The organism is Streptomyces sp. NRRL F-5122 (assembly GCF_001507435.1).
In the GTDB taxonomy this organism is placed as follows: domain Bacteria; phylum Actinomycetota; class Actinomycetes; order Streptomycetales; family Streptomycetaceae; genus Streptomyces; species Streptomyces lannensis.
This window is the reverse complement of the sequence record NZ_LMWH01000290.1, coordinates 272,046-283,737: the sequence shown is the minus strand read 5'-3', so window position 1 is coordinate 283,737 and position 11,692 is coordinate 272,046. Positions and strand designations below refer to the sequence as shown.

Annotated in this window: 10 protein-coding genes; 8 read left to right on the top strand and 2 right to left on the bottom strand. The window is 70.9% G+C overall.

The genetic code is table 11. The annotated features are described in order from the left end of the window. The 3 genes from ADL25_RS42415 to ADL25_RS42405 form a co-directional block, all read left to right on the top strand. A partial coding sequence (locus ADL25_RS42415) for a C40 family peptidase (protein ID WP_199839306.1) occupies positions 1–480 on the top strand: 480 nt, incomplete at its 5' end. Between the two features lie 213 nt (positions 481–693). Then, positions 694–1,707, top strand: a complete 1,014-nt coding sequence (locus ADL25_RS42410; RefSeq protein ID WP_059133276.1) for an NlpC/P60 family protein — start codon at positions 694–696, stop codon at positions 1,705–1,707. A gap of 44 nt (positions 1,708–1,751) precedes the next feature. Next, positions 1,752–2,972 carry a hypothetical protein gene (locus ADL25_RS42405; protein WP_059133275.1) on the top strand — a complete coding sequence of 407 codons (1,221 nt, stop codon included), beginning with the start codon at positions 1,752–1,754 and terminating at the stop codon, positions 2,970–2,972. A 91-nt stretch (positions 2,973–3,063) separates the two neighbouring features. Here the strand turns inward: ADL25_RS42405 and ADL25_RS42400 are convergent, their stop codons facing one another. After that, positions 3,064–4,296 (bottom strand): glycosyltransferase 87 family protein, encoded by a 1,233-nt coding sequence (locus tag ADL25_RS42400; protein WP_416070655.1) that lies wholly within the window; start codon positions 4,294–4,296, stop codon positions 3,064–3,066. A gap of 139 nt (positions 4,297–4,435) precedes the next feature. Here ADL25_RS42400 and ADL25_RS42395 point away from each other — a divergent pair, with 139 nt between their 5' ends. The 3 genes from ADL25_RS42395 to ADL25_RS42385 all read left to right on the top strand — a co-directional run bounded on the left by ADL25_RS42395 (position 4,436) and on the right by ADL25_RS42385 (position 8,135). Then, positions 4,436–5,578, top strand: coding sequence for a glycosyltransferase family 4 protein (locus ADL25_RS42395; protein WP_059133274.1), 1,143 nt, complete (start codon positions 4,436–4,438; stop codon positions 5,576–5,578). Between the two features lie 287 nt (positions 5,579–5,865). Beyond that, the gene (locus ADL25_RS42390; RefSeq protein WP_059133273.1) at positions 5,866–6,414 is read left to right on the top strand and encodes a DUF1062 domain-containing protein; all 549 of its coding nucleotides are present in this window, start codon (positions 5,866–5,868) and stop codon (positions 6,412–6,414) included. A 134-nt stretch (positions 6,415–6,548) separates the two neighbouring features. Then, a complete protein-coding gene (locus tag ADL25_RS42385; protein WP_059133272.1) occupies positions 6,549–8,135 on the top strand; it encodes a GMC oxidoreductase in 1,587 nt (528 codons plus the stop codon). Positions 8,136–8,155: 20 nt separating this feature from the next. Here the strand turns inward: ADL25_RS42385 and ADL25_RS42380 are convergent, their stop codons facing one another. Further along, entirely contained in the window at positions 8,156–9,952 is a 1,797-nt protein-coding gene (locus ADL25_RS42380) for an AMP-dependent synthetase/ligase (protein WP_059133271.1), read from the bottom strand. Positions 9,953–10,259: 307 nt separating this feature from the next. Between ADL25_RS42380 and ADL25_RS42375 the strand changes: the two genes are divergently transcribed. After that, a complete protein-coding gene (locus ADL25_RS42375; RefSeq protein ID WP_063805860.1) occupies positions 10,260–11,057 on the top strand; it encodes a metallophosphoesterase family protein in 798 nt (265 codons plus the stop codon). Between the two features lie 130 nt (positions 11,058–11,187). Beyond that, on the top strand, positions 11,188–11,634 hold the full coding sequence (locus ADL25_RS42370) for an SRPBCC family protein (protein WP_059133269.1): 447 nt from the start codon (positions 11,188–11,190) through the stop codon (positions 11,632–11,634). The last annotated feature ends 58 nt before the right edge of the window (positions 11,635–11,692 follow it).

Genomic DNA, 11,692 nt, shown 5'->3' with positions numbered 1-11,692 from the left:
AAGCTCGCCGACGCGCAGAAGCTGCTCAACAGCCTCACCGCGCAGGAGCGCGCGGCCCTCCAGGCCGACCAGGCCCGCGCCAGCCGCGACAGCATGCGCAACGCCCTCAGCGGCTCCACCGCCTCGGCCTCCGGCCGGGCCGGAGCGGCCTTCGCCGCCGCGCAGAGCGTGATCGGCTCGCCCTACGTCTACGGCGCCTCCGGCCCGTCCTCCTTCGACTGCTCCGGCCTGACCTCCTGGGCCTACGCCCAGGCCGGTGTCTCCATACCGCGGACCTCCCAGGCCCAGGCCAACGCGGGCACCCGTATCTACAGCCAGAGCGACCTCCGGGTCGGCGACCTGGTCCTCTTCTACGGCGACCTGCACCACATCGGCCTCTACGCGGGCAACGGCCAGGTGCTGCACGCCCCGCACACCGGTGCCTCGGTTCGCTACGAGTCGATCGGCAACATGCCGTTCCAGTTCGGCGTCCGGATCTGACCGCCTTCCCGGGCGGTCCACACCCGCCCGAACGAGGGAATTCCAGCGGCTCCCGCTGACCCTGTGCCCCGCCTATGACCTGCGTCAGGGCGGGGTTTCGCATGGTGTGTGCACATCGCGCCCTTTGTTCCAGGCGTGATCGCCCGGCTACTGTCTGCCGCGTTTCCCCCGCCGAGCGGTGGGGGTCGTCAGCGGAAGGGAGTGCGACCGGACGTGGGGTCCCATCGCCGCCTTGCACCATCCGGCCTCGGCCGGGGACGTGGCGCCACAGCCGCCGTCGTGTCCGCCGCCGCGGCTGCCGCGGCCCTCGGTGCCGTACCGGCGCACGCCGCGCCTCGCGATCACCGGGCCACCGTGGACCGGCTCTACCTGGAGGCCGAACAGGCCACCGAGGCGTACAACGCGGCCGGGGAACGCGCCGGTTCGCTGCGCCGACAGGTCGGCCGGGCCCAGGACCGGATCGCCCGCCAGCAGGATCGCGTCAACTCCATGAGGGACGCGCTCGGCACCCTCGCAGGGGCCCAGTACCGCTCCGGCGGCCTCGCCTCCTCCCTGGAGCTGCTGTTCTCCGACAATCCCGCCGACTACCTCGAGAAGGCGGCGGCACTGGACCGGATCGGCGCCCGCCAGTCCGGGCAGCTGAGGGAACTGCGCGGCGCCCTGCGGGAACTGGCCGAGGAGCGCACGGTGGTGGCGGACGAGCTCGCCGCGCTGGAGAAGACCCGCAAGGCCGTCGCCCGGCACAAGAAGGACGTGGAGCGCAAGCTCGCCGCGGCGCAGCGCATGCTCAACTCCCTGCCGCCGGAGGAGCGGGCGGCCTACGAGCGGGTGTCCCGCTCCGGCGGCGGCATGCCCGACCTCGCCGACGCCGTGCCACCGGGTCCCCGGGCCGCAGCCGCCGTCGCCGCGGTCCGCTCCGCGCTCGGCAGGCCGTATGTATGGGGTGCCAGCGGGCCGCGCAGCTTCGACTGTTCGGGCCTCATGCAGTGGTCGTACGCCCATGCCGGAATCGGGCTGCCCCGCACCTCGCAGGCGCAGCGCCACGCCGGCCGCCGGGTCCCGCTCTCCCAGGCCCGGCCCGGAGACCTGGTCGTCTACCGCGCCGACGCCAGCCATGTGGCGATGTACGTCGGCAACGGCAGGGTCATCCACGCGCCCCATCCCGGGGCCGCGGTGCGCTACGACCCGGTCGGGATGATGCCCGTCTCCTCGGTCATCCGACCCTGAACGAGGCGGCGATACACCGTCCGACCGACGCGTACGATCGTGAGGTGGCTGGTCGCAGACGTGTGCCGGGGGGCGTGGCGGTGTGTGTGGTGCTCCTCGCCGGACTTATCGGCTGCTCGGGCGGCTCCGGGACGGACGCCCAGAGCGCCGCAGTGCAGCAGGTGCTCGACCGGCGGGCGGCGGCGATCCTGGAAGGGGACCGCTCGGCGTTCCTGGCGACCGAGGCGGCGTCCGGTGCCGCCGACGGCCGACCCGCCGTCGGCCCGGCCGAGTTCGACAACCTCCGTGACATACCGCTGGCCGCCTGGTCCTACCGGCTGACCGCGCTGCACCGCACCGGCGACCGAGCCACCGCCGACGCCGAACTGCGCTACCGAATCAAGGGCTACGACCGTGCGCCGGTCACCGCGAGCCGTGTGCTGCGGCTGACCCGCAGCGACGGCCGCTGGGTCGTCGGCTCCGAGGAACCCGCCCGGAAGGCCAACCAGCAACTGTGGGAGCAGGGAGCCGTCGAGGCGGTCCGCGGGTCGCACAGTCTGGTGCTCGGCGTCGGGCAGCCGCACAGTGTCCTGCGGGCCTACGCGGACCTCGCCGACCGTGCGGTGCCCGCCGTCACCGACGCATGGGGCACCGACTGGCCTCGGCACGTGGTGGTGCTCGTGCCGAGAACGCTGGAGGGGATGGCCGGGCTGCTCGGTGCCCCGGCGTCCGGCTACCGCGGGATCGCCGCGGTCACCACCGGCGAGGCTGGGGGCGCCGGGAAGGCGCCCGCGGACCGGATCATCGTCAACCCCGAGGCATACGGCGTCCTGGGCGACCTGGGCAAACAGGTCGTTCTCAGCCATGAGACCACCCATGTCGCCACCCGTGCCCACACCACGGCGGCCACCCCCCTGTGGCTCTCCGAGGGCTACGCCGACTGGGTCGGCTATCGCGGCACCGGCCGCCCGCCCGGTCAGGTGGCCTCCGAACTCGACCGCGCGATCGCGCTGGGCCATGTCCCGGCCGCGTTGCCGAAGGACGCGGACTTCGCCTTCTCCGGGGACCCGGGGAAGCTGGCCCAGGCGTACGAGGGCGGCTGGATGGCCTGCCGAATGATCGCCGACCGCTGGGGCGAGGTCCGCCTGAACGAGTTCTACCGAATGGTGGGCGACCATCGCGAGCGGCCGGGGGCGGTCGAGGGCGCGATGCGGAAGGTGCTCGGGACGACGCCGGAGGCGTTCACACGTCAGTGGCAGGCGTATCTGAGAGCCCAACTGGGCTGAGGATTCGTCCGGTTGGGGCCGACGGGCCGCACGTTCGCCCCGCGCGGCCGTGCGCTTCCCCGCCCGGCCCGCCGCGGCAGGTCCCGCACGGTCAGGAGGGCGTCAGTGTCTCCTGGGTGCGGGTGGCCTGAGGCGGCACTGTCGGGGCCGGGTGCGAGACCGTGCCGCGCCACAGCGTCCGTGCGGCGGTCAGCGTGGCGAGCACCAGCAGACCGTTGCGCACGAACAGCAGGGTGATGCCGAGTCCGTCGCCGGCGACGACGTTCGCGAAGCAGACCGGGAACTCCAGGACTGTGGCCAGGCAGGCGGCCACCACCAGGGCGCCGGGCAGCGCCATCCGGCTCGCGCGGGAGCACAGGCAGACGGCCGCGAGCCCGACCAGCCACACCATGTACTGCGGGCTGATCACCCGGCTGGTGACGGTGAACAGCAGCACGGCCACGAAGGCGGCGTCCGCGAGCGCGTGCGGCGGCATCCGGCGGACGCTGACACGCCACAGCAGCAGCCATCCGAAGGCGACCACGGTCAGGAAGAGGGCGGCCGAGCTGACCCAGTCGACGTAGGGCCCGAGGTACTCCACCGAGCCGTAGTTGAGCAGCACCTGGCCCTTCCAGCCGAAGTGCCGCGCCACATGGAAGACCAGCGAGCCCAGGGACTCGACCTCCGTGCCGCGGTCACGCTGGGAGGTCAGGAAGCCGAAGGCGCCGGGCATCGTCAGGGCGACCGGCAGGGCGAGGGCGCCGGCCGTCGCCGCGGCCGACACCCATGCCCGGCGTTTGACGGCACCGGCCAGCAGCAGCGCCGGCCACACCTTCAGCAGGGCGCCCACGGCCACCAGTGCCCCCATCACCCGCGGCCTGCGGGCGCCCGCGAGCAGCGCGGCCACCGCCACCGCCGTCACCATCAGGTCGTAGCGGGCGTACACGGTCGGGCCGAGCAGGGCGACGCCGACCACCCAGACCCAGGCCCCGCGCACGGTCCTGTGCGGCCGTCGGCCCGCGTACAGCAGCAGGCACAGGACCGCCAGGTCGGCGAGGAAGGCGAGGACGTAGAAGGCCTGTGCGTAGTCCAGGAAGGGCAGCAGCGCGGGGGAGAGCACGGCCAGCGCGGCGGCGGGCGGGTACTGCCAGGTCACGTCGTCGTGCGGGAACGCGCCGGTGCGCAGGGTGTCGTACCAGCCGTGGTAGATCACCGAGACGTCGCTGGTGACGTCCGGGCCGGGGAAGACGAACACCTTGAAGACGAAGAGCAGCAGGGCCAGCCTGGTCAGAGCCCATGTGGTGAGCAGCCAGACCGGGAACCGCCGTGTGCCCGCCATGTCCACCTGAGCCCCTGTCCTGCCCGTTCCGTGTCGCCTGTGGTGCGGGACCATGATCTCCCGCCGCACAGTGCGACGGCGATGAAGCGCGGCCGTGCGGAGCTGTGAGTACGGTGACACATCCCGTTCGGTAGTGTCGACGACGATGCACAAGACCCTCATCGTGACCAACGACTTTCCGCCCCGTCCGGGTGGTATCCAGGCGTTCCTGCACAATATGGCGCTGCGTCTGGATCCGGAGCGGCTGGTCGTCTACGCCTCCACCTGGAAGCGTGGCCGCGAGGGCACCGAGGCGACCGCGGCCTTCGACGCCGAGCAGCCGTTCGCCGTCGTACGCGACCGGACCACGATGCTGCTGCCCACTCCGGCGGTGACCCGGCGCGCGGCCGGACTGCTGCGGGAGCACGGATGCACGTCGGTGTGGTTCGGGGCGGCCGCCCCGCTCGGGCTGATGGCGCCGGCACTGCGGCGCGCCGGGGCGCAACGGCTGGTGGCGACCACGCACGGCCACGAGGCGGGATGGGCCCAGCTGCCCGCTGCCCGAAGCCTGCTGCGCCGGATCGGCGAGTCCACGGACACCCTCACCTACCTCGGTGAGTACACGCGTTCCCGAATCGCCTCCGCACTGACGCCGCAGGCGGCCGCGAGCATGGTGCAGCTGCCTCCTGGCGTCGACGAGAAGACCTTCCGCCCGGACTCGGGCGGCGACCGGGTCCGCGCCCGCCTCGGGCTCACGGATCGCCCCGTGGTGGTGTGCGTCTCCCGGCTGGTCCCGCGCAAGGGCCAGGACACACTGATCTCGGCGATGCCGCGCATCCTGGCCAAGGAGCCGGACACGGTCCTGCTCATCGTCGGGGGCGGGTCCTACGAGAAGGAACTGCGCCGGCTGGCCCACGACACCGGGGTCGCCGACGCCGTCCACTTCACGGGCGCGGTTCCGTGGCCCGAGCTCCCGGCCCACTACGGGGCGGGCGACGTGTTCGCGATGCCGTGCCGGACCCGGCGGGGCGGCCTGGACGTGGAGGGCCTCGGCATCGTGTACCTGGAGGCCTCCGCGACGGGCCTGCCGGTGGTCGCCGGCGACTCGGGCGGTGCCCCGGACGCGGTGCTCGAGGGCGAGACCGGCTGGGTGGTGCGGGGCGGTTCGGCAGAGGAGGCCGCGGACCGGATCGTCACACTGCTCGGCGACTCCGAGCTGCGCCGGCGCATGGGGGAGCGGGGCCGGCAGTGGGTCGAGGAGAAGTGGCGCTGGGACCTGCTGGCGGAGAAGCTCCAGACGCTGCTCTGAGAGCCGGTGCACCGGGGGCTGTCGTCCGGAGTGAGTGCCGCGTTCGTCGGTGACACACCTCGGCGGCGACAGGGCCCCCGGCTCCCGGGGCGTGCCGGTGACGTGCTCGAAAACCGGTGGAAGCACGCAGCTGAGCGCCATTACCGTGCTGCCGAACCCAGTCGTCTGGCCAAGGACGTGCCGTTGTACACCGTGTGAGACCCCCCGAACGCTGATCTGTCGCGCGTCGCGCATGTGCGCCGCGCTCCTTTCTGCTGCGGACTTCTCACTGAAACCGGTGTACTTCGGTGCTCACACACTGGGTGGTCATGCCCACCTGCCTGCCGCTCGTTCTCCGCCGTTGCCATGCGTGCGCGTCCGAGCGCTTCCGGGCAAGCGGTAAATTTCGCGTCAACGCACACCACAAGCTCATCGACGTCTGGCTCCTTGTGCTCTGTACCGGGTGCGGGGAGACGGCGAAGCTCACGGTGCTGGAACGCACGCATGTGCGGTCGGTGCCTCCTGAGCTGCTGGACCGGCTGCACGACAACGACCCCGGCCTGACGGCCGAGCTGCTCCAGGACCCGGTCGTGCGGCGCCGTAACCGCATCGCCCTCGACTGGGACAACGCCTGGCGCCTCGACACCGGCGGATCGGATCACCTGGACCGTGAGGTGATCGACATCTCGGTCCGCTTTGCGGCACGGATTCCCGTGCGGCCGGTGCGACTGATCGCCGAAGGCTGCGGTCTTTCACGGGCCGAGGTCGAAAGGCTGGTCACGGAGGGCAAACTCGTCTCGGCGGTCCGGCTGAGCGGCAGGCTCACCGGCGACTTCACCTTCACGCTCAAGCGCTGAACCCTCCGCGGGACGGTGCCTGTCCGGCGGATGTCGCCGGACAGGCACTGGCCGGAACCGGATAATCCGCGCATGCTGCGGCCATGACAGAAGAACTGACACATCGTCATATGACGAGACGTCATGTACTGGGTATGGCCGCTCTCCGGACGGCCGCCGCGCTCGGGTTCACCAGGATCGGCCTGCAGTCCGCCCCGGCCGCCGAGCCCGACGCCGTCGACACCGCCCCCGCGATCGTGGTCGGATCCGGTTACGGCGGGGCCGTGGCCGCCCTGCGCCTCGGGCAGGCGGGGATCCGCACACTGGTCCTGGAGATGGGCCGCCTGTGGAACACGCCCGGCCCCGACGGGAAGGTGTTCTGCTCCACCGGTGCGCCGGACCGGAGATCCATGTGGTTCCGCACGCGCACCGAGGCTCCCCTGGCCACCTTCCTGTGGCTGGACGTCGTCAACAAGGCCATCGGCCGCTACCCCGGTGTCCTGGACCGTGTGCACTTCGACGCCATGTCGGTGTACGTGGGACGGGGCGTCGGCGGCGGCTCACTGGTCAACGGGGGCATGGCCGTCGCCCCGCACCCGGCGTACTTCGGCGCGCAGTTCCCCACCGTCGACACCGCCGAGATGTACGCCACGTACTTCCCGCGTGCCCGATCCATGCTCGGCGTCAACACCGTCGACCCCGCCTGGTTCGAGTCGACCGACTGGTACAGGTTCGCCCGTACCTCGCGGAAGGCGGCCGCCAACGCCGGTCTGAGGACCACCTTCGTGCCGAACGTCTACGACTTCGGCTACATGCGACGCGAGGCGGCCGGTGCGGTCACCCGGTCCGCACTGGCCGGCGAGGTCATCTACGGCAACAACCACGGCAAGCGCACCCTCGACAAGACCTACCTGGCCTCCGCCCTCGGCACCGGCAACGTCACCATCAACACCCTGGAACGGGTCAGAGAGATACGGAGATCGGCAGACGGCTCGTATCTGCTGACCGCCGACCGGATCGACACCGCGGGCGCGGTGGTCGGCTCCCGTCAGTACTCCTGCACCTATCTCTTCCTCGGCGCCGGCAGCCTCGGCACCACCGAACTGCTGCTGCGCGCACGGGAGACGGGAGCCCTGCCGGCACTCGACGAGAGTGTCGGGACCGGCTGGGGGACCAACGGCAATGTGATGCTGGGCCGGGCCAACCACCTCTGGGACACGGTCGGCGCCGACGAGTCCACCATCCCCGTACTGGGCATCGACGACTGGGCCAACACGGCCAACCCCGTCTTCGCCGAGATCGCCCCGTTGCCCATGGGCCTGGATCACTGGATCAGCCTCTATCTGGCGATCACCGGGAACCCGGAGCGGGCGTCCTTCACGTACGACCGGGCCACGGACTCCGCGAGGCTCGGTTGGAGCGCCGCACAGAGCGCCGTCTCGGTGCGGATGGCCAAGAACCTGTTCGACCGGATCAACGCCGCCAACGCCACGATCTACCGGTACGACCTCTTCGGCTCGGCCGGCAAGGCCTTCGCCGACGGCTTCACGTACCACCCGCTCGGCGGCTGCGTCCTCGGCCGGTCGACGGACGACTACGGCCGTGTGAAGAGGTACTCCAGGCTGTACGTCACCGACGGCTCGCTCGTGCCCGGCTCGATCGGCGTCAATCCGTTCCTCACCATCACCGCGTTCGCGGAACGCACCATGACGCGGGTCCTCGCCGAGGACACCGCGTCATGACATGAGATCATCCGGGCCCGCTACTTGCGGTAGATGGCCTCGATCTCGTCCGCGTAATCCTTCGCCACCACACTGCGCTTGAGCTTCAGGGACGGCGTGAGGTGGCCCGACTCCTCGGTGAACTGGGAGGGGAGAATGCGGAACTTCCGCACCGATTCCGCCTTCGACACCGCGGCGTTGCCGTCGTCGACCGCGTCCTGGATCGCAGCGAGCAGATCCGGGTCCTGGCTCAGCGACGCCGCGGTGACACCGGCCGGCTTGCCGTGCTCGGTGGCCCAGCGGCCGAGGAACTCCTCGTCGATGGTGATCAGGGCACCCACGAAGGGCCGCCCGTCGCCCACCACCATGCACTCCGCGACCAGCGCGTGCGCCCGGATGCGGTCCTCGATCACGGCAGGGGCCACGTTCTTGCCGCCGGCGGTGACGATGATCTCCTTCTTGCGGCCGGTGATCCTGAGGTAGCCGTCCTCGTCGAGGGTGCCGATGTCACCGGTGTGGAACCAGCCGTCGGCCAGCGCCTCCGCGGTCGCCGCCTCGTTGTTCCAGTAACCCCTGAAGATGTGCTCGCCGTGCAGCAGCACCTCGCCGTCGTCCGCGATACGGATCACGGAGCCCGGCATCGGCTGGCCGACCGTGCCGATCTTCTGCCGGTCCCAGGGGTTGAACGCCGTGGCCGCGCAGGACTCGGTCAGCCCGTAGCCCTCCAGCACCGTGAAGCCCATGCCGCGGAAGAAGTGGCCGAGCCGCTCGCCGAGCGGGGCGCCGCCGGAGATGGCGTACTCGCCCCGGCCGCCGAGCACCGCCCGCAGCTTGCTGTAGACCAGCTTGTCGAAGGTCTTGTGCTTGATCCTGAGCCCGAGGGACGGGCCGGACGGGGTGTCCAGCGCGCGACTGTAGGCGATGGCCGTGTCCGCCGCCTTGTCGAAGATCTTCCCCTTGCCGTCGGCCTGCGCCTTGGCGCGCGCCGAGTTGTAGACCTTCTCGAAGACCCGCGGCACACCGAGAATCAACGTCGGGCGGAAGGCCGCCAGTTCGTCGGTGAGATTCTTGATGTCGGGCACGCAGCCCAGCTTGATGGGCGCCATCATCGGCGCGATCTGCACCAGACGTCCGAAGACGTGCGCGAGCGGCAGGAAGAGCAGGACGGAGCACTCGCCCGTCCGGAACAGGGGGCGCAGCCGCTCGACGATGTTCCCGCACTCGGCGAAGAAGTTGCGGTGGGTGAGCACACAGCCCTTGGGGCGGCCGGTGGTCCCGCTGGTGTAGACGATGGTCGCCGGGTCGTCGGCCTTGGCGAGCGAGCTGCGCTCCTCGACCATGGCGTCGCTGACGTCTGTGCCGGTGCGGCCGAGCTCCTCCACACCGCCGGCCTCGATCTGCCAGACGTGCTTGAGCGCGGGCAGCCGGTCCCGCACCGACTCGACGGCCGCGGCGTGCGTGCCGAGTTCGACGATGCACGCGGTCGCACCGGAGTCGCCGAGGATCCACTCCACCTGCTCGGGCGAGCTGGTCTCGTACACCGGCACGGTGATCGCGCCCGCGCTCCAGATCGCGAAGTCGAGCAGCGTCCACTCGTACCGGGTCCTGGACATCAGTCCCACCCGGTCGCCCGGCTGCACGCCGGAGGCGATGAGCCCCTTGGCGGCGGTCCGCACCTCGGTGAGGAAGGCGGTCGCCGTGACGTCCTGCCAGGCGCCGCCCACCTTGCGGGCGATGACGGCGACATCGGGGTGCTGCGCGGCGTTTCTGCGGACGATGTCGGTCAGGTTGCCGTCGGCAGGGACCTCGTACAAAGCCGGAAGGCTGAACTCGCGCAAGACTGCTGCTCCTCATAGGGCACCGACGCCACGACTCTGTGTAGTACGACGGTGCGGTCCAAGGCTCGTGGCAGTGCGCAGGGTTCTTGCTACGGAGTCGTTGGTTGAAACCCTGAGCACGACTGGCGGCCCGGACGTTACCCGCCGGTATGGCCTCTCCGACAGGGGGTCATGACGAGATGTTCCGTGCGTCACATGTGTTGACGTTCCATTGCGCACAGTAGTCCACGCTTTTCCCGACTGGCCAGTATCCGCAGGTCCGGCGGCCACTGTTCACAGTTGCCGCACACGCTTACGCTTGATCGTCATGGCTCCCACACCGGGCGGTAACCCGAGGACGCGCATTCACGTGGTCAGCGACGTGCACGGCAATGCGCGCGACCTCGCCAGGGCGGGCGACGGGGCGGACGCGCTCATCTGCCTGGGCGACCTGGTCCTCTTCCTGGACTACGCCGACCACTCGCGCGGGATCTTCCCGGACCTGTTCGGCAAGGAGAACGCCGACCGGCTGGTGGAACTGCGCACCGCCCGCCGCTTCGAGGAGGCGCGGGCGTTCGGCGCCGAGTTGTGGGCCGGCGTCGGCACGGACCGTCCGGCGGTCGTCGAGAAGGCGATCCGCCGACAGTACGCACAGTTGTTCGCCGCGTTCCCCACGCCGACGTATGCGACCTACGGCAATGTCGACATGCCGCCCCTGTGGCCGGAGTACGCCGCACCCGGTACGACCGTGCTGGACGGCCAGCGGGTGGAGATCGGGGGCTGGACCTTCGGCTTCGTCGGCGGGGGCCTGCGCACCCCGATGCGTACCCCTTACGAGATCAGCGACGAGGAGTACGCCGCGAAGATCGAGGCCGTGGGCGAGGTGGACGTGCTGTGCACCCATATCCCGCCGGAGGTGCCGGAGCTCGTCTACGACACCGTTGCCCGCCGCTTCGAACGCGGCAGCCGGGCGCTCCTCGAGGCGATCCGCCGCACGCGTCCGCGCTACTCGCTCTTCGGCCATGTCCACCAGCCGCTGGTGCGCAGGATGCGGATCGGGGTCACGGAGTGCGTGAACGTCGGGCACTTCGCGGGCAGCGGGAAACCCTGGGCGCTGGAGTGGTGAGCGGCCGGCGGCCGGACGGCAGGAGGGGTGGTGGCCGCGCGGCCGGTGCGCGGTAGCCTTCACGCTGCACACACGTGCGCACGTGCGCACCACCCTCCCTCACCGGACCGCATCTGGAGGAGCCACGTCGATGGCGGAACACACCAGCTCGAGCATCACGATCGAGGCGGCCCCGGCCGACGTCATGAGGGTGATCGCCGACTTCGCGCGCTACCCGGACTGGACGGGTGAGGTGAAGGAGGCCGAGGTGCTCGCGAAGGACCAGCAGGGCCGCGCCGAGCAGGTGCGCCTCGTGATGGACGCGGGCGCGATCAAGGACGACCAGACGCTGGCGTACACCTGGACGGGTGACAGCAAGGTCTCCTGGACGCTGGTCAAGTCCCAGATGCTCCGCTCCCTGGACGGTTCCTACCTCCTGAAGCCGGCCGGCCCGGGCGGCACGGAGGTCACCTACCAGCTGACCGTGGACGTCAAGATCCCCATGCTCGGCATGATCAAGCGCAAGGCGGAGAAGGTCATCATCGACCGCGCGCTGGCAGGGCTGAAGAAGAGGGTGGAGTCGGGAGAGCAGGCCTAACAGGCCCGGCGGCCGGGGGCGAGGCCGCCCGGTCCGGAGCGGCGCACCGGTGCGCCGC

Coding starts and splice junctions, on each gene's coding strand:
- ADL25_RS42395 (WP_059133274.1), top strand. CDS start 4,436: ATGCACAAGACCCTCATCGTGACCAACGACTTTCCGCCCCGTCCGGGT.
- ADL25_RS42385 (WP_059133272.1), top strand. CDS start 6,549: ATGGCCGCTCTCCGGACGGCCGCCGCGCTCGGGTTCACCAGGATCGGC.
- ADL25_RS42375 (WP_063805860.1), top strand. CDS start 10,260: ATGGCTCCCACACCGGGCGGTAACCCGAGGACGCGCATTCACGTGGTC.
- ADL25_RS42370 (WP_059133269.1), top strand. CDS start 11,188: ATGGCGGAACACACCAGCTCGAGCATCACGATCGAGGCGGCCCCGGCC.